Genomic DNA, 17652 nt, shown 5'->3' with positions numbered 1-17652 from the left:
GGAACTTTAGGATCTTTGATGACTGGATCGACGACAGCGGGGACCCGCCTCTGGACTCCGGACGGCTTTCGCGAGGATGAGTGGATCCACGCCGAAGGCGCCGAGGCGCTTGCCGGCAATGGCCGCTTCATCCTGCCGCTGCAGGCTTTTCTCGGGCTCGATGAAGAGGTCCGCAAGTCGGCGCGCGAGCGCATCGGCGTGCTGCTGCAGCCCGGCGATGAGCTGGACAAGATAACCGGCCTGTTGGATCAGCTGTCGCTGGTCGCGCTCGCCTTCCCGGCTTTTAATGACGGCCGTTCTTTTTCCAAGGGTGAATTGCTGCGCGCCCGGCATAATTTCAAGGGTGCGGTGCGGGCCACCGGCCAAGTGCTGGTCGATCAGCTGCCGCATATGCTGCGGCTTGGCTTCGACGAGTTCGAGGTCTCCAATCCGGTGCTGTTGAAGCGCCTGGAGGAAGGCCGCACCGGCGGCCTGCCGGTCTATTACCAGCCGGCCGTGGAGCCGGAGCCCAAGGGGCCGAAATATTCCTGGCGGCGCAAGCGCCCCGGCTGATCTGGTCAGACCACTTAGGCGGTTTGCACTTCCCCTCCGGCCATCTTGCCCTTAGGATAGGATTATTATTTCGCGCCCCGAAATAAATAAACAGCTAAGGGAGGAAATCGGCATGGCAGGCAAGAAAATACTGATGCTCGTTGGCGAGTTCAGCGAGGAATACGAGATTTTCGTCTTTGAGCAGGCCATGCATGCGGTCGGCCACACAGTCCATGTCGTGTGTCCCGACAAGAAAGCGGGCGATGTGCTGAAGACCTCGTTGCACGACTTCGAGGGTCACCAGACCTATACCGAAAAGCCCGGCCACGATTACATCCTCAACAAGACCTTCGCCGAAGTGAATCCGGCCGACTACGACGCGGTCTACGCGGCCGGCGGGCGCGGGCCGGAATATATCCGCATCGACAAGCGCGTGCAGGCGCTGGTCAGGCATTTCCATGAGACCGGCAAGCCGATCTTCACCATCTGCCACGGCGTGCAGATCCTGATCGCGGTCGATGGCGTGGTGCGCGGCAGGGAAGTCGCGGCGCTGCATTATTGCGAGCCGGAAGTGACGCTTGCCGGCGGCATCTATATCGATGTCGCCCCGACCGGTGCGCATGTCGACGGCAATCTGGTTTCAGCCAAGGGCTGGCCTGGCCTTGCCGGCTTCATGCGGGAATGCCTGAAGGTGCTCGGCACCGAAATCCGCCACGGCGAGGCGCTGATGCGCGACGACAGGAAGGCGGCTTAGGCTTCGCTGGAGCAGTCCGGTGTTTGATCGCTGGCTTGCTCCAGCTCTTTGTGTCTACGCAATTCCGGACGGAAGGCTTCGGCGAAGTCGCCGAGCCCAGCCGCTACGCATTTTCCTGGAATTGCTCTATCGCGGCGTGCGGCTGCCGATGCCGCCCGCAGTCTTCGCCTCGGCGCGGTCCAGGCGGTCAAGCAGGTCGCGCAACCGCTTGGGCACATCTTTTTCCAGGCGAAATGCCGGCAAGGTGCGCAGCAAGCGCTTTGTCGCTTCGCTGCCCGCCTGCCGCCTAATATCGTTGGCGAGGTCGGCGCGCCGTTTGCCGTTGTTGCCGGTCATCGTCCCAAAATCCTGTGTCGGCTTCGAAACTCCCGCAGCCCGTCCATGGTTCCCGCACGAGCGCTCAAGTGCAAGCAAAGCTGCCCGGTACGGTAAAATTTGAATTAACTTGAAACGATAGTCTTGCATCGACCACCAGCGCTTACCCCTTGATTTTTGGCCTCCAAACCTCGATATCGGGCGCAAATCCAGACCAATCCGAATGACGGGAAACGCGATGAGCGACCAGACAAAAGACGAACGCACGCCCGAAGATATGGAAGCAACCGAGGCGTCCGCGGAGCGTGCGGAAGGTGGCGTCGATGGCGACTACGAGGCGCTTGTGCGGCTGCTGAAGGAAAACGAGGAATTGAAGGACCGCGCGCTGCGCGTCGCGGCCGAAATGGAGAATTTGCGGCGGCGCACCGCGCGCGACGTGCAGGACGCCCGTGCCTACGCTGTCGCCAATTTCGCACGTGACATGCTGTCGGTGTCCGACAATCTGCGTCGGGCGCTGGACGCGATCCCGGCCGATGCGAAGACCGGCGGCGACGCCGGCTTCAAGTCACTGATCGAAGGTGTCGACCTTACCGAGCGCGCCATGCTTGCCGCGCTGGAGCGTCACGGCGTGAAGAAACTCGCGCCAGAAGGCGAGAAGTTCGATCCGAATTTCCACCAGGCGATGTACGAGGTGCCCAATCCGGAGGTTCCGGCCGGCACCGTCGTCCAGGTGGTGCAGCCCGGCTATTCGATCGGCGAGCGCGTGCTGCGGCCGGCGATGGTCGGTGTCGCCAAGGGTGGCCCGAAGGCGGCCGCAGAGGCGAAGGTCGAGCCGGGCCCGGTGAACGAGCAGGCCGAAAAGGATGCTTGATAGCGAGTAGTGAGTAGCGAATAGGGAAGCTGGCTACCAACCGCACAGCTTCGTGGTATTCACTACTACTCGCTACTCGCTGTTCGCTACTCACTATTCGCTCACTCATGAACCCCATCGCGCTGCTCGACTATGCCGGCGTCGCCGTCTTCGCGGCGACGGGCGCGCTTGCCGCATCGCGCAAGCAGCTCGACATTATCGGTTTCCTGTTCCTGGCCAGCGTCACAGGCATCGGCGGCGGAACGCTGCGCGACGTTATCCTCAACCTGCCGGTGTTCTGGGTCGCCAACAGCGGCTATGTGCTGATCTGCGCCGTCGTCGCGGTGCTGGTCTTCTTCGGCGCCCACCGCGTCGAATCCCGCTACAAGCTGTTGCTGTGGCTCGACGCCGTCGGCCTCGCCGCCTTCGCGGTGATGGGCGCGGCGAAGGGGTTGGCGATCACCGGCTCGCCAGTCGTGTCGGTCATCACGGGCGTGTTGACGGCGACCTTCGGCGGCATTTTGCGCGACCTGCTTGCCGGCGAGCCTTCGGTTCTGCTCAGGCCTGAAATCTATGTCACGGCCGCCCTTGCCGGCGCCACCATCTTCACCCTTGGCGATCTTGCCGGCCTGCCGGCGCTGGCGTCCAGCCTGCTCGGCTTTGCTGGCGCATTCATCGTGCGTGGCGGTGCGCTTAAGTTCGGCTGGTCGTTTCCAGCCTATAAGAGCCGGCCGGGGCGAAGGCCGGAGGATATTCCGTGAGGGAGTAGGGGTCAGGGAGTAGGGTTAGTGAGTAGTCAGTAGTAACAAGAGCGCGGTCTTGGTATTCACCACTACTCACTACTCACTACTCACTACTCACTACTCACTACTCACTACTCACGCAGCGAAACGCTGGCCTTCGCCGCCATAGTAGTTGACGTAGCGGGCGCCGATCTCCTTGACCGGCATGACCACGAAGACGTCGACGGTCGAGAATTCGTGGTCAATGACACAGCCATCGCCGATGCGGGCGCCGACGCGCAGATAGCCCTTGACCAGCGGCGGCATGGCGGCGATCGCCGCCTTGGTGTTCACCGCCTCGATCGGCATCAGGTCCATGGAACAGTAGCGTCCCGGAACTGCGCGAACATCCCAGGCGGAGTTGGTGCGGCAATGATGGGCGAGATAGGTCAGCGCCTCGGCATGCGCCGCCGGCACGATGCCATGGAAAGAGGCGCAGCCGGTCATCACGCCGATGCTGTAGTGGTTGATATAGGCCCAGATGCCCTGCCAGAGCGCCTCGATGGTGCGCTTGGAGCGGTATTCCGGCAAAACGCAGGAACGGCCGAGCTCGAGGAAGCGCTGGCCGGGATGCCGCGCGATCAGCTTGGTGAGCTCGAACTCGCCCTCGGAATAGAAGCCGCCGGCAGTCGCGGCGATCTCCTGCCGCAGCAAACGGTAGGTGCCGACGATGCGGCGGTGCTCGGGGCCGGGAAGGGAAGTGTCGAGCACAAGAAGGTGATCGCAGAGCGGGTCGAAACGGTCGGCGTCGCGCCGATCCTGCGCCTGGAACAGGTCCTTCCTCGCGCCAAGCTCGTCATAGAACACCCGATAGCGGACTTCCTGGGCGGCGGCGATCTCAGCCTCGTTGCGGGCGAGCCGCACTTCAAGGTTGCCGATGCGGCCCAGCGGAGCACCGCTTGCGACGGCGTCGGCGCTACGGGCGGCGAGAAGGGCGCCGCCGGCATTCGGCCGAGTGTCACATTCAGGCATGACTGTATGCACGAGTGATTCTCCTTCGAGCCATCCCTCTTGGCACGGGGATACGGTGTAGGTGCAACAGGATTGTGACAGTACCGTGATACGACGTGGCGGGCAATACTTTGTCGGCTGGACAATACCCTCAACCGGCTATCTTACGGCCGCGAAAGCCAGGCAACCCCAGGTTTTCAAGGGGTAAAAATTTCATCAGGCGGCAACCTGGCCCTCAACCGCCTGGACGAGCGCTTCGGGATCGAGCGGTTTGGTCACGAAGCCGCTGGCGCCATGGGCGAGCACGGCATGCCGGGTCTTTTCCTGGCTGTCGGCCGAAAGCACCATGATCGGGATCGGCGGCATCGCGAGAGACTCTTCATGGCGGCGGATGGCGGCGATCGCATCCAGGCCGTCCATGACAGGCATATGCAGGTCCATCAGCACCACATCGAAGCGGAACTTGAGGCCGGCGTCGGTAACGGCCTCGACCGCGGCCTTGCCGTTGCCGACGATCTTGACGCGATGCCCGGCCTTGAGCAGCGTGGCGCGGGCGAGCATGGCGTTGATGTCATTGTCCTCGGCGATCAGCACCGACAGGCCCTGCTCGCGCCTGCGCGCCGAGGAGGCGCCGCGCGGCGCCGGCTGCGGCTGAGCGAGCGGGGAGCCATGGCTGGTCAACAGCACCCGCAAAAGGGTCTCGCCGCGCACCGGCCGGGCGAGGAAGGTGGCGTAGCCGCTGGCGCGGAATTCGCCGAGCATGCCGCGGTCCGTCGGCGCAATCAGGGTGATGGCTTCACAATCCACAAAGCCTGAGTCGCGCAGCCGCCTGAGCAGCCTCCCGTCGCTGTTTTCGAGCGCGGCGTCGATCAGTAGCACGTTGCAGCCGGCGGCGAACGGAGCGGCCTGGCTTGGCGTCGCCGCGACCTCGACGGTACCGCCATGGGCCCTGATCGTGCGGGCGATGGCATCGGCCTCGATGGCGTTTTTCGACACGATCACCGCCCGCCGGTCGGCAAGGATATTGTGCCGGTGCGGCGGCGGTTCGGTGGCCGCGACCGCCGGGATCTCGAGGACGAATTCGGATCCTTCGCCGAGCCGGCTCGAAACCGAGATCGTGCCGCCCATCGCCGCCGCCAGCCGCTTCGAGATCGCAAGGCCGAGGCCAGCGCCGCCATGCACCCTGGTCGAGGTGCCGTCGGACTGCTCGAACTCCTCGAAGATGCGCTCCATGTCCTCTTCACGCAGTCCCGGGCCGGTGTCGGCGACAGTGAAGCAGATGGTGTCGGTGGTTTCGGTGCGGGCGCGCGCCACGGTGAGCAGCACGCCGCCCGTATCGGTGAACTTCACCGCGTTGCCGATGAGGTTGAGCAGCACCTGGCGCACGCGGCCGGGGTCGGCGGTGATCATCTGCGGCACGTCGGGTTCGACATGGCAGCCGAGGCCGATGTTCTTGGCGAAGGCCTTCGCGGCCAGAAGCTCGATGATGTTGTCGGCGATTTCGCGCAGCGAAGTCGGCTGCGGCTCGGGTTCGAAACGGCCGGCCTCGATCTTGGAATAGTCGAGCAGGTCCTCGATGAGCGCGAGCAGCGCGCTGGCCGAGGTGGAGACAGCGCCGACATAGGTGCGCTGTTCGGGCGACAGGTCGGTATCGGCAAGCAGCTTCGCCATGCCCATGATGCCGTTCATCGGCGTGCGGATCTCGTGGCTGACGGTGGCGAGGAAGCGCGACTTGGCCTGGCTCGCATATTCGGCTCGTTCACGCGCGGTGATCAGCGAGGATTCGGCGCGCTTGCGGGCGGTGATGTCGCGGGCGATCGCCCGGTGCGAGACCGCGCCCGTGTCCTTGTCGCGCACCGACAATTCGATCCAGGAGAACCAGCGCGGCCCGTTCGGCGTGCGGATCGCGACATCGGTGGAGCTCAGGCATTCATGGTCGGAGAAGGCGGCGTCGGGAACGATGCCGACATCGATGCCGAGCTCGGACAGGGTCTTGCCTGCGAGATCGCGCGGGTCGATCTCGACAAGCGAGGCAAAGACACTGTTGGCATAAACGATATGGCCATCGCGATCGCGATGGACCACGAGATCGCCGAGCGCGTCGATCAGGCCGCGGAAGCGCTCCTCGCTCTCCTGCATCTCCCACATGCGGTCGGCGAGGGTCTCGATCTCGGCACGGCTGCGGGCGGCGGTCTCGTCGAGCAGGGCGGCGGTGCGCCGCTCGTCGCGCCGGCTGCGCAGATACATGGCAAGGCCGGCAAGCGCCGCGGCGGCGAGGCCGACGGTAATGATGATCGGCGCTCCTGTGAGATGCGCCAACCCGGCCAGGACGGCGATAGCGACGATCGTCAGGAACGGCAAACCTTCGTGGCTGGCCGCCGGCAATTCAGGAGCCAGCGGTGGCGCGACGAGCACCTGCCGCTTCGACGCATCGGGGCCGAGCCCGTCAGCACCCGCGGCTTTGCTGTCCTGCCTGATGTCGGAGTCCGCGACCATGCGCGAACCATGCCAGACAGAAATTATGGAAGACTGGGACGGATCGTTCGAATTTTAGCGATTGCGCGCATTCCGGTCGGCCGCGGTCGCGGACGGCAGTCGCTTTGTGACGTCGCTTTCAGCTACATATCGACGACCACGCGGCCCCGGACCTTGCCTTCGACGATGTCGCGCGCGGCACCGACAATGCCGTCGAAACCGATCGTGCGTGACAATGTCGACAGCTTCTTGAGGTCGAGGTCGGCGCCGATGCGGCGCCATGCTTCGAGCCGGACCGGCTTCGGCGCCATCACCGAATCGATGCCGAGCAGCGAGACGCCACGCAGGATGAAGGGCGCCACGCTCGACGGCAGGTCCATGCCGCCGGCCAGGCCGCAGGCCGCGATCGCGCCGCCATAGGAGGTCATCGACAGCACATTGGCCAAGGTATGGCTTCCGACCGAGTCGACGCCGCCCGCCCAGCGCTCCTTGGCAAGCGGCTTTGCCGGCTGGCTGAGTTCCTCGCGCGAGATCACCTCCGCCGCGCCGAGGTCGATCAGATAGGGGCTCTCGGCGTTGCGGCCGGTCGAGGCGACGACATGGTAGCCGAGGCTGGAGAGGATCGAGATGGCGACCGAGCCGACGCCGCCGGCAGCACCCGTCACCACCACCGGGCCGCGGTCCGGCACGATGCCATGCCGCTCCAGCGCCATGACGCAGAGCATTGCCGTGTAGCCCGCGGTGCCAACGGCCATCGCGTCATGCGCGCTCATGCCTTCGGGCAGCGGCACCAGCCAGTCGCCCTTGACGCGTGCGCGGCCCGCATAGGCGCCGTAATGCGTCTCGCCGACGCCCCAGCCGTTGAGGATCACCTTATCGCCCTTGCGCCAGTCGGCATGCGAAGAGGAGATCACCGTGCCGGCAAAATCGATGCCCGGAACCAGCGGCCAGCGACGCACGACCGGCGCCTTGCCGGTGATGGCGAGCCCGTCCTTGTAGTTCACCGTCGTCGCCTCGACGGCGACGGTGACATCGCCTTCCATCAGATCGGCCTCGGTGAGGTCGACGACGTCGACCGACTGCTTCTTCTCCGCATCGCGCGAAACGAGGATGGCTTTGAAGGTGTCGGGCATGTTTTTCTCCTCGGTTCTGGCTGGTGAGAAGTCTGCGGTTTCAACCGCGTGAGGTCAATTGCCGGGATCCTGGGGTTTCACCTCGCGCCGCCAGCCGATCAGCTCGTCGAAGACGACAAGCGCTGCGCCGATCGAAATGAAGGCGTCGGCGAGGTTGAACACCGCGAAGGACCAGACCGGCGTGTGGAACAGGATGTAGTCGATGACGTGGCCGTAGATGGCGCGGTCGATGAGATTGCCGAGCGCGCCGCCGATGATCAGGGCAAAGCCGGTTCGGGCGATGAAATGGCCGGCCGGCGTGCGCGTGGCGAGATAGAGCACGAAGGCGACGACCAGCACGGCGATGACCACCAGGCCGATATCGCCGAAGGACGAGAACATCGAGAAGGCGATGCCGGTGTTGTAGGTGCGAAACAGCGCCAGGAACGGCAGGAGATCGACCTTTTCCTGGAAGGCGAGACCGTTCTCGACCAGCTGCTTGATCCACTGGTCGAGCGCAATGGCGATGACGACCAGGACGATGTAGGGGGACCAGGATTTCACTTGGCGGTCCTCATCGTGTGTCGGGCTCGAGCTTCAACGCGCCGCGCCGGATTTCGAACAGCATCACGCCGGTGGCGACCGCCAGATTGAGCGAATCGGCGCGGCCGGCTTGGGGTATCCGGAGCAGGCGATCGCAGCTTTCGGCGAGGCTGTCCGGCAGCCCCTGCTGCTCGTTGCCCATCAGCAGCAGGACCGGCCCCCTGGAAAAATCGACCGAGCGATAGTCGACTGCGCCTTTGAGATGCGTTCCAACGACGAGACCCGCAAAATCGCGCCGCCAGGCGAGGAAGGCCGGCTCGGTTGCCTTGGCGACCGGCACGGCGAAGATCGAGCCCATCGTGGCGCGCACCGTTTCCAGCGAAAACGGGTCGGTGGTGTCGCCGACCAGGATGACGCCCTTGGCGCCGACGGCGTCGACGGTGCGGATCACGGTGCCGAGGTTGCCGGGGTCACGCACCCTGTCGAGTGCGACCCAGACGTCGCCGTCCTTGGCGCGGATGTCCTTCAGCGGCACGGTCCGCTGCGCAAAGACACCGACCACCATTTGCGGGTTTTCGCGGCGGGTGATTGCCGCCAGCACCTTTTCCGAAACTTCGAGCACGGTGCCGCCGGCGGCGACGGTGCGCGCGGCGACCTTTTCGACCGCCGCGTTGCCGCGGCCAGCCTTGGCGAAGACCAAAGTCCTGATCGACCAGCCAAGATCGAGGGCGTCGATGACGAGTTTCAGGCCCTCGGCCATAAAGGCGTTCTGCTGGTCGCGGAATTTCTTCAGCGCAAGCGCCTTGATGTCCTTGACCAGGGGGTTGGCAAGGCTGGTGACTTCCTTGACCTGCCCGACAGGGCGCGCGCCGTCATATGCAGTCATTCAAGCCACCCAGCGCGAGAACAGCGAGGTCGACAGCGCGCGGCCGGCCGATTTCTCGCGAATGATCAGTTCGCCGGATTCGACCGTGCCGCCCATCCCGGCGAAGGTATCGCGCATCAGCGCATGGATGGCGAAGAAGGAGGCGCGGATCGAATAGGCGGTGAGAACGACGGCCAAGGGCTTCGGCGTCAGGATCGAGCGGCATAGATCGGTGAGGCCCGGCAGGTCCTCAAACAATTGCCAGACCTCGCCCTTCGGGCCGCGGCCGTAGGCCGGCGGGTCGAAAAGCACGATGTCGTAACGGCTGCCGCGGCGTTCCTCGCGCTCGGCGAATTTCACCGCGTCCTCGACGATCCAGCGGATCGGCTTGTCGGCAAGGCCGGCCATTTCCTGGTTCTCGCGCGCCCAGCCGATCGCCTTCTTCGAGGCATCGACATGGGTGACCTCGGCGCCGGCGCGGGCCGCCACCAGCGAGGCCAAGCCGGTATAGCCGAACAGGTTGAGCACCTTGACCGGGCGCTTCGCTGCCGCGATCAGCTCCGCCATATGGTTCCAATGCGAAGCCTGCTCCGGAAAGACGCCGACATGGCGGAACGAGGTGAAGCGGCCGAGATAGTCGATGCCGTCATGCTTCATCGGCCAGGTCTCGCCGAGCGGCGCCTTTGGAAAGCGCCAGCGGCCGATGCCTTCCTCGTCGGTGTCGCCGGTGAAGATGGCGTCGGCGCGCTCCCACTCCTTCGCCGGAAGGGCTCGCTGCCAGATCGCCTGGCCCTCGGGGCGCACGATGCGGTAGGGGCCGTATTGTTCCAGCTTCTCGCCAGCACCGCTGTCCAGCAGCGCGTAATCGGCGTTGGGCGCGACTTCGAGGATCACTGGCAGGCGCTCGGCGGGCAAGGCGCCCTCGCGGCGCGCAAGCACGCGCGGCGCCGGCCTGGCTTCCTGCCGGTCCGTCGGTTTCGTTTCGCGGCGCTCGGCGGGCGCTGCCTGCTGGCGTCCAGCCGCGAACGCATCACGGGGGCGGGCCTGTTCCGCCCTTGCGGGATGCGGGCGGCCATCGCGGCGTTTGTCGCGAAAAGATTTCAAGAGGGATCATCTCCGGCGGTTCGGCCCGCTTCTGCCACAGCTCAACCCACCGGCGCAACAAAGGCGCTGCATTGCGATGATCGAGGGCTCACGCCTGCCGGATCGATAGCAAGCCGAGAGCAAGCGAAACGAAGCCGATGGCCTTGGCCGCTGTAACCGCCATGTGTCCGGTCTCCCAGCGCAGCCGGATGGAGTCGAAATTCCCGGGAATCGGTCCCGGCGTCCAGGTCGCAAGGACGCCATTAGCCGGTTTGACGAGAACGGTCCAAAGCACGAGCGCCAGCGCATAGAGCAAGGTGGCGGCCAGCACAAACCAAAAGGCGCGAGGCTCATCGCGTAGCATCCAGACGAGCACCGCCGGACAGACAATGGCTGCGATATCGAGCGGCGCTCCAATTAGCAGAAACAGCTGGAACTGCGCATTGAAAACGGTCGTCTCGCGCCAAAGCGCGGGCGACCATTTCGTCAATCTGGGGAGGGATTCCAAGGTATGAGCAAATGATGGTCCGAGGCTGAGCGCAGCGATAGTCACGCTGAGCACAGACCAAAATATCAGGAATCCGCGCATCTCCATTTAGGGAGAACGATGCTAAAGCGGGGGTGTTCCAACGCTATCTTGCGGCAGCGCGCGTTGCGGACCTATCGTCCGGTCGCAGCAAATAGCAAATCGATGTCCCGCTCAGAACGCCTGCTCGACCTTGTCCAGATACTGCGCCGCCACCGCCGGCCGGTGAGCGGCCACACGCTTGCGGACGAGATGGGCATCTCGATCCGCACGCTCTATCGCGACATCGCGACGCTGCAGGGGCAGGGCGCGCCGATCGAAGGCGAGGCGGGGCTTGGCTATGTGCTGAAGCCCGGCTTCATGCTGCCGCCGCTGATGTTCACCGACGAGGAGATCGAGGCGATCGTGCTCGGCTCGCGCTGGGTGGCAAAGCAGCCGGACAAGCGGTTGGCTGCAGCCGCGGCGGATGCTCTTGCCAAGATCGCGGCGGTGCTGCCGGACGACCTGCGCGAGGATCTCGACGCGACGACGCTGCTCGTCGGACCACGCGCGGAAAATACCGAGACCGTCGACCTTGGTGTCGTACGGCAGGCGATCCGCGACGAGCGCAAGCTCGGCTTCCTCTATCGTGATGCCGAAGGCGCGGCCTCCGGGCGCATGGTCTGGCCCTTCGCGCTCGCCTTCTTCGACAAGGTGCGGGTAATGGTGGCGTGGTGCGAGATGCGCCAGGATTTCCGCCATTTTCGCGCCGACCGGATGTCCGACCTGACAGCGACCGACATGCGCTATCCGCGCCGCCGCCAGGCAATGCTGAAGGAGTGGAGGGCGACGCTCTACGCACCCGGCCAGAACAGCACCAAAAACGCTTCAGGTTGATCGCTGCTGCCAGAATCTGACAGTAGGCCCGCGTATGGTTCCCAAGGTTCAGACACTTTGGAGATCAGATATGACCACGCCGAATTTCGTCATCCTCTATGTCGACAGCCCGGAAGACAGCGGTGCTTTCTATGCCAAGCTGCTCGGACGCGAGCCGGTCGAGTCCTCGCCGACCTTCGTGATGTTCGTGCTCGACAGGGGCTTCAAGCTCGGCCTGTGGTCGCGCCATACGGTGGAGCCGGCGGCCGCGGCGACGGGCGGAGGCGGCGAGATCGTGATCGCGGTTGCGGACGCGAGCGCCGTCGATGCGACGCATGCGGACTGGACTGAGCGCGGACTGAATATCTTGCAGACGCCGACCGATCTGGACTTCGGCCGCACCTTCGTCGCGCTCGATCCGGACAATCATCGCGTGCGCGTCTACTGGCCGAATGGGCAGTAGGGCAGTAGGGCAGTAGGGCAGTAGGGCAGTAGGGCAGTAGGGCAGTAGGGCAGTAGGGCAGTAGGGCAGTAGGGCAGTAGGGCAGTAGGCATCAGTTCCCTATTGCCTTACTGCCCTATTCCCCTACTGCCCTACTTTTAGCGCCTTGTAGACGGCGATGCCGGCGGCGAGATCTTCAAGTGCTGCGCCAACCGACTTGAACAGTGTGATCTCACTGTCGTTTTGCCGGCCCTGTTTTTCACCGCGCGCGAGCTCGTGCAGGTCGGCGATGATCGCTTCCGGCTTCAGCAGGCCCGAGGCCAGTGGCTGGACGATGTCGCCGGCTTCCTTGGTGGCGCCGGCGCGAGTGTCGACATAAACGCGGGCGCGGGAAATGGCGTCGTCGTCGCTTTCGCGCATCGCCGGCGTGAAGCCGCCGACGAGATCGACATGGGCGCCCGGTTTCAGCAGCGCGCCCTTGACCAAGGGCGTGTTCGAGATCGTCGCGGAAGTGACGATGTCGGCCTCGGCAAGTTCTGCATCGAGATCGCCAGCGGCATTTGCCGGAAGGCCTTCGGCGCGCAAGGCGGCCGCCGCCTTTTCGGCATTGGCCGGCGTGCGATTCCAGATGCGGATGGATTTGATCGGCCTGACCGCCGAATGCGCCTTGGCAAGGAACGGCGACAGCGCGCCGGCGCCGATCACCAAAAGCCGCGAGGCATCCTGGCGCGCGAGATAGGAGGCGGCGAGCGCGGAGGCGCAGGCCGTGCGCCACTGCGTCAGCCGCTGGCCGTCGATCAGCGCTTCGGGCTCGCCGGTGACCCCGTCGAGCAGAAGATAGAGGCCCATCACCGCCGGTTTGCCGATGGCGTTGTTGTCCGGCGACACGGTGACGATCTTGACGCCGATATGGCCCCCCGCCGAGGTGCCCGCGGCGTTGAAGTCGGTCCAGGCCGGCATCAAAAGCAGGGTCGAGGCAGCGCCGTCCGGCCGCTCGACGCCATGATGGTGGCGAACCGGCTGCACGGCGCCATCGCGAAAGGCGGTGCGCAGCGTCTCGACAAGGCCGGGAAAGGTCAGCGCGCGGTCGACCTCGGCGGCCGAAATGGTCAGCATCAGAGGCTCCGTAAAGGGCTACTTAAAGCGTGTCGCGCCGAAGCGGATTCAGGCGACACGCTTTAAGTCTTTGTTTTTATGCATGTCGTTGTCCCAGAACCGCAGCACACTTCTGGGCGACATGCATTAGTTCGTCGGCTTGGGCAGCGCCGGTTCGTTAGGCGTTACGGGCGCGCGGCTCACCGCCTTGCGCAGGTTTTCCGCCTCGAGACCGCGCTGGCGCGCGAGCTTGCGATAGCGGCCCTGCTTCACCCACGTGGCTAAGCTGCCGACAACCATGCCGATGGCCAAGGCCAGGAAAAGGAAGATGAAAAGCGGCAAGTTCAGCGTCAGCGCGGGATTGCCGGGATGGAATGGATCGAGCGTGAAGGCGACGGAGCCGCGGTTGGCGACGGCGAGCGCGATCAGGATGACGGCCAGCGGCACGAAGACAACGACGAGGATGAAGCGATTGAACATCAAATCTCCATGGAGAGGCTTCTTGAAGCGCGCATGTCTTTGTCCCGAAACCGGTCCTCACTTTTTCGGAAGACATGCTTTAAGCGCCAAGATGCCGTTTCAACTCGCCGGCGCGGCGCCTATTTGCCGCCGTTCAGCCTTTCGCGCAACTCCTTGCCGGTCTTGAAGAACGGCACCCACTTTTCCTCGACCTCGACGGATTCGCCGGTGCGCGGGTTGCGGCCGGTGCGGGCGGGACGGTTTTTCACCGAAAAGGCACCGAAACCGCGCAACTCGACCCGGTTGCCCTCGGCAAGCGCGTCGGTGATCTCGTCAAAGATCGCGCCGACGATGTTTTCGACGTCGCGCAGGAAAAGGTGCGGGTTGCGTGCAGCAATGATCTGCACAAGTTCGGATTTGATCATAGAACGTTCCCCGTAAAACCACTGCAACCGATTATCAGGATGATTTTATTGCTTTTTTGGCACGTCCCAACGGCACCTCAAGGGTGCCAGACCGAAACGAGACCGTCAAGAAACAAGCGGTCGGCGCCGAGCTCATGAATGATATCGCCGCCGGAATCGGGCAGGCCGAGGGCCTTGGCCGCCACTTTTGCCATCGACTGGGAAAACAGGAAACCGCCCCGCCTGTCCTTGTCCTTCCACTCGACAACCTTCAGCTTGCCGTCCACGCCCTTGGTCGCCAGCCAGTCGATCGCCTCCTGCTCACCGCCGACGGCATCGACCAGATGATTGGCTAAGGCCTGGCGGCCGGTGAAGATCGAACCGTCGGCCAGGGCCAGCGCCTGTTCATGCGTTATCTTGCGGCGGTCGGCGACGATGCCGACGAACCAGTCATAGCTGTCGAGGATCAGCTTGCGCACCATGGCGCGCTCGTCGTCATTGGTCGGCTTGAAGGGCGAGGGCGAAGCCTTGAGCGGAGATGATTTCACTTCTTCCAGCTTGATGCCGAGCTTATCCATGAGGCCGCTGACATCGGGATACTGGATCAGCACGCCGATTGAGCCGACGATCGAGGTCTTGCGGGCAACGATATGGTCGGCCGCGCTTGCTATCATATAGCCTGCCGACGCCGCCAGCGTGCCGACTTCGGCCACCACCGGCTTGTCGCCGGCAAGCTTGCGCACTGCCTCGAAGGTGGACTCGCCGCCGACTGTGGTGCCCCCGGGCGAATCGATCGACAGGATGACGCCCTTCACCTCCGGCGATGTACGGATGGCTTCAAGCCTTTTGAGCAGCTCCTCGTCCTCGGTGATGGTGCCTTCAATCTTGACCTTGGCAATATGGGGGACCGCCCGGCCGGTAAAATTATCGTCATAGAACCAGGCCGAGAAGGCGACCACGGCTGCCGCCAGAACCACAAAAGCGGCCACGCGCCAGAAAGTCAGCTTGCGGCGCAAGCGGCGGCGGTCGATCAGGTCGTCGGCTCTCATTGCCATCGTCAGCCTCATGGGTCGGTGGGAAAGCACGCTTTTAAAGCAAGCCTCGGCACACGGCTACCGTTTCCTGAAAGGTCCGGCTTCGAGCTTCGACGTTGACGCCGATCTCACGAAAAATTAACGCAACCGGTCTGTATCTGCTATGAAGTACAGGCCGTGCCGCCGGATTGGTCACGATTTTGCGGGCGGCAGCCGTCACATTTTTGCAGTTTTCCTCCGCTTGTGCTTGCTTGTAGGTGCCGGCATACCACCTATAGTCGGTGTTTGGGCGGACAAAGGTCCATTAGAAAAGTCATGTTGGCGCGATCTGACGAAACGAGCGATGCCGAAACGGTATCGGCTCCCGCGGCCCAAGGCGGCACGCGTGGCGATGCGTTCAACCGCGCGCAACGGCACTCGCGCCGCGTCCGCGTCCTGAAATTCGCGGTGCCGCTGCTCGCGGTCGCGATTGCGGTCGCCTTTCCGGTCTATTCCTACCTTAAAGCGCCCGTGTCCGTCTCCGTGCAGGCAGACGGCACGGCCTTTTCGAACGGCAAGCTGGTGATGGCCAATCCGAAGCTCAATGGTTTCACCAAGCAGAAGCTGCCATATTCGCTGACGGCGACCAGGGCGACGCAGGATGTCGGCCAGCAGGCCGTCATCGACCTCGAAGGCATCAACGCCAAACTGCCGGTGGCCAGCGACAACATCGTGTCGGTCGATGCCGCGCACGGTATCTACAACCGCGATGCCAATACGATGGATTTGACCAGCGACGTCAGCGTAACCACGACAGACGGCCTTGTGGCGAAATTCAAATCGATCTTCCTAGACATGGGCAAAGGCTCTATGAAGACGAGCAATCCGGTCGACGTCAGCCGTGGCGGGTCGCGCATCACCGCGGACTCGATGTCGGTCGAGGACAATGGCAGGCTCGTGGTCTTCGAGAACCGGGTGCGGGTCAACATCGATCCAGCTGCGTTGAAGGCGGCAGGGGTCAACAGTGGAGAACAGAATGCGTCGCAGTAAATCCGCATGGCTTCTGGGCGCTGCCGCATTGCTGTTTTTGGGAACGGCGCATTCGTTTGCGCAATCGAGCGCGACCAGCCAGATCCCCGGGCTCAAACTGTCGGGTGACCAGCCGATCCAGATCGAGAGCGACAAGCTCGAGGTCCGGCAGGCCGACAGCATGGCCGTGTTCAGCGGCAACGTGACCGTCAATCAGGGGCCGACCTTGCTCAAGGCCGGCAAGATGACGGTCTATTATGTCAAGGATGCCAATAACGGCAAAACTGCCGCGGCCGGCGCGTCGGCGATGACGGGCGCAGCCAATATCGACCACCTGGAGGTCGAGAACAAAGTCTACATCAAATCAAACGACCAGATCGCCACCGGCGACACCGGCAAATTCGACATGAAGACGCAGGTGCTCGTGCTTTCGGGCAAGGAAGTGGTGCTGTCGCAGGGCGACAATGTGCTCAAGGGCTGCAAGCTCACCGTGCAGATGAAGAGCGGCCTCGGCAATGTCGAAGGTTGCCCTCGCGTCGTCATGATGTTCAAGCCGCAGAAGCAGGACGCGCAGCAGCAGGGAGCGTCGAGCAAGTAATGGCCGGCGTGACTTCGCTGCTTGCCCGCCTTCCGGGGCGGGTGGCCGCACAACCCGCTGCTCCGGCGACGGTCGGCACCGACAAGGCGAAGTTCAAGGGCACCCTGATCGCCAAGGGCCTGACCAAGAGCTACAAGGGCCGCAAGGTAGTCAGCGGGGTGACGCTTGGCGTGCGCGCCGGCGAGGCGGTCGGCCTGCTTGGCCCCAACGGCGCCGGCAAGACCACCTGTTTCTACATGGTCACCGGCCTTGTTCCGGTCGATGAAGGCACGATCGAGATCGACGGCTTCGATGTCACCTCGATGCCGATGTACCGGCGCGCCCGCCTTGGTATCGGCTATCTGCCGCAGGAAGCATCGATCTTCCGCGGCCTGAATGTCGAGCAGAACATCCGCGCCGTGCTCGAGGTGGTGGAAAAGAGCCGCAAGGAGCGCGAACGCACGCTCGACGAGCTGCTCGAGGAGTTTCACATCAGCCATCTGCGCAAGGCACCGTCGATGTCGCTGTCGGGCGGCGAACGGCGGCGCCTCGAAATCGCGCGGGCGCTGGCGACACGGCCAGCCTATATGCTGCTCGACGAGCCCTTCGCCGGCATCGACCCAATCGCGGTCGCCGACATCCAGCAGCTCGTCCGACATCTCACGGCGCGCGGCATCGGCGTTTTGATCACCGATCATAATGTGCGCGAGACGCTCGGCCTGATCGACCGCGCCTATATCATCCATGCCGGCCAGGTGCTGACGCATGGCCGGGCCGACGAGATCGTCGCCAACGCCGATGTGCGGCGGCTTTATCTCGGCGAGGGCTTTACGCTCTGATTTTCGGTGGCCGGGTTGCAACTTTCGGCTATTTTAGCACTCGATAACGCTCCGGTAAGCCGGAGCTGCTAGCGTTTTCCTTGACAAGCAAAAGCCGGGCCAGTTTGTATGCCCGACCGAAAAACAATAATCCGACGCGTAGACGAGGCGTT

The 17652-nt window shown here is 63.8% G+C and carries 21 protein-coding genes; 9 read left to right on the top strand and 12 right to left on the bottom strand.

The genetic code is table 11. The features are described from left to right. Positions 1-18 precede the first annotated feature (18 nt). Positions 19-552, top strand: coding sequence for a DUF934 domain-containing protein (locus YU3_RS0105935; protein WP_027165384.1), 534 nt, complete (start codon positions 19-21; stop codon positions 550-552). Between the two features lie 112 nt (positions 553-664). Beyond that, complete coding sequence (locus tag YU3_RS0105930) at positions 665-1285, top strand: DJ-1/PfpI family protein (protein ID WP_027165383.1); 621 nt, start codon at positions 665-667, stop codon at positions 1283-1285. A 126-nt stretch (positions 1286-1411) separates the two neighbouring features. On the opposite strand, the gene YU3_RS0105925 is transcribed toward YU3_RS0105930, so the two are convergent. Next, positions 1412-1621 (bottom strand): hypothetical protein, encoded by a 210-nt coding sequence (locus tag YU3_RS0105925; RefSeq protein WP_027165382.1) that lies wholly within the window; start codon positions 1619-1621, stop codon positions 1412-1414. A gap of 217 nt (positions 1622-1838) precedes the next feature. On the opposite strand from YU3_RS0105925, the gene grpE reads away from it, so the two are divergent. Both grpE and YU3_RS0105915 read left to right on the top strand, forming a co-directional pair. Then, positions 1839-2471, top strand: a complete 633-nt coding sequence (gene grpE, locus YU3_RS0105920) for a nucleotide exchange factor GrpE (protein ID WP_027165381.1) — start codon at positions 1839-1841, stop codon at positions 2469-2471. 107 nt (positions 2472-2578) lie between these two features. Beyond that, on the top strand, positions 2579-3211 hold the full coding sequence (locus tag YU3_RS0105915) for a trimeric intracellular cation channel family protein (RefSeq protein WP_027165380.1): 633 nt from the start codon (positions 2579-2581) through the stop codon (positions 3209-3211). 117 nt (positions 3212-3328) lie between these two features. Here YU3_RS0105915 and YU3_RS0105910 read toward each other — a convergent pair whose 3' ends face one another. The 7 genes from YU3_RS0105910 to YU3_RS0105880 form a co-directional block, all read right to left on the bottom strand. Further along, entirely contained in the window at positions 3329-4204 is an 876-nt protein-coding gene (locus tag YU3_RS0105910; RefSeq protein ID WP_036257925.1) for a GNAT family N-acetyltransferase, read from the bottom strand. 195 nt (positions 4205-4399) lie between these two features. After that, positions 4400-6679 (bottom strand): PAS domain-containing sensor histidine kinase, encoded by a 2280-nt coding sequence (locus YU3_RS0105905; RefSeq protein WP_027165378.1) that lies wholly within the window; start codon positions 6677-6679, stop codon positions 4400-4402. A 122-nt stretch (positions 6680-6801) separates the two neighbouring features. Continuing rightward, positions 6802-7791, bottom strand: coding sequence for an MDR family oxidoreductase (locus YU3_RS0105900; protein ID WP_027165377.1), 990 nt, complete (start codon positions 7789-7791; stop codon positions 6802-6804). Positions 7792-7845: 54 nt separating this feature from the next. Continuing rightward, positions 7846-8334, bottom strand: a complete 489-nt coding sequence (gene lspA, locus YU3_RS0105895; RefSeq protein ID WP_027165376.1) for a signal peptidase II — start codon at positions 8332-8334, stop codon at positions 7846-7848. A gap of 10 nt (positions 8335-8344) precedes the next feature. Beyond that, positions 8345-9199 (bottom strand): RNA methyltransferase, encoded by an 855-nt coding sequence (locus YU3_RS0105890; RefSeq protein ID WP_027165375.1) that lies wholly within the window; start codon positions 9197-9199, stop codon positions 8345-8347. After that, positions 9200-10282, bottom strand: a complete 1083-nt coding sequence (locus tag YU3_RS0105885; RefSeq protein WP_027165374.1) for a class I SAM-dependent rRNA methyltransferase — start codon at positions 10280-10282, stop codon at positions 9200-9202. A gap of 88 nt (positions 10283-10370) precedes the next feature. Then, positions 10371-10856 (bottom strand): hypothetical protein, encoded by a 486-nt coding sequence (locus tag YU3_RS0105880; protein WP_051333855.1) that lies wholly within the window; start codon positions 10854-10856, stop codon positions 10371-10373. A 96-nt stretch (positions 10857-10952) separates the two neighbouring features. On the opposite strand from YU3_RS0105880, the gene YU3_RS0105875 reads away from it, so the two are divergent. Then, positions 10953-11663 (top strand): YafY family protein, encoded by a 711-nt coding sequence (locus YU3_RS0105875; RefSeq protein ID WP_027165372.1) that lies wholly within the window; start codon positions 10953-10955, stop codon positions 11661-11663. 70 nt (positions 11664-11733) lie between these two features. After that, complete coding sequence (locus YU3_RS0105870; RefSeq protein ID WP_027165371.1) at positions 11734-12105, top strand: VOC family protein; 372 nt, start codon at positions 11734-11736, stop codon at positions 12103-12105. A 123-nt stretch (positions 12106-12228) separates the two neighbouring features. On the opposite strand, the gene YU3_RS0105865 is transcribed toward YU3_RS0105870, so the two are convergent. The 4 genes from YU3_RS0105865 to sppA all read right to left on the bottom strand — a co-directional run bounded on the left by YU3_RS0105865 (position 12229) and on the right by sppA (position 15097). After that, positions 12229-13200, bottom strand: coding sequence for an ornithine cyclodeaminase family protein (locus YU3_RS0105865; RefSeq protein ID WP_027165370.1), 972 nt, complete (start codon positions 13198-13200; stop codon positions 12229-12231). A 126-nt stretch (positions 13201-13326) separates the two neighbouring features. Beyond that, on the bottom strand, positions 13327-13659 hold the full coding sequence (locus YU3_RS0105855) for a LapA family protein (RefSeq protein WP_027165369.1): 333 nt from the start codon (positions 13657-13659) through the stop codon (positions 13327-13329). 119 nt (positions 13660-13778) lie between these two features. Then, complete coding sequence (locus tag YU3_RS0105850; protein WP_027165368.1) at positions 13779-14063, bottom strand: integration host factor subunit beta; 285 nt, start codon at positions 14061-14063, stop codon at positions 13779-13781. 77 nt (positions 14064-14140) lie between these two features. Continuing rightward, positions 14141-15097: a signal peptide peptidase SppA gene (gene sppA, locus YU3_RS0105845; RefSeq protein WP_027165367.1), complete on the bottom strand. Its 957-nt coding sequence runs from the start codon at positions 15095-15097 to the stop codon at positions 14141-14143. 294 nt (positions 15098-15391) lie between these two features. Between sppA and lptC the strand changes: the two genes are divergently transcribed. From lptC to lptB, 3 genes are read left to right on the top strand one after another with little or no spacing between them, the layout of a single operon-like run. Further along, the gene (gene lptC / locus YU3_RS0105840) at positions 15392-16105 is read left to right on the top strand and encodes an LPS export ABC transporter periplasmic protein LptC (protein ID WP_027165366.1); all 714 of its coding nucleotides are present in this window, start codon (positions 15392-15394) and stop codon (positions 16103-16105) included. Beyond that, a complete protein-coding gene (locus YU3_RS0105835) occupies positions 16092-16682 on the top strand; it encodes an LptA/OstA family protein (protein WP_036257923.1) in 591 nt (196 codons plus the stop codon). The genes lptC and YU3_RS0105835 overlap by 14 nt, the downstream gene beginning before the upstream one ends. Further along, a complete protein-coding gene (gene lptB / locus YU3_RS0105830; RefSeq protein ID WP_027165364.1) occupies positions 16682-17500 on the top strand; it encodes an LPS export ABC transporter ATP-binding protein in 819 nt (272 codons plus the stop codon). The genes YU3_RS0105835 and lptB overlap by 1 nt, the downstream gene beginning before the upstream one ends. Positions 17501-17652: the final 152 nt, after the last annotated feature.

Source organism: Mesorhizobium sp. WSM3224, from assembly GCF_000427725.1.
In the GTDB taxonomy this organism is placed as follows: Bacteria; Pseudomonadota; Alphaproteobacteria; order Rhizobiales; family Rhizobiaceae; genus Mesorhizobium.
This window is presented reverse-complemented; position numbering and strand designations above follow the sequence as displayed.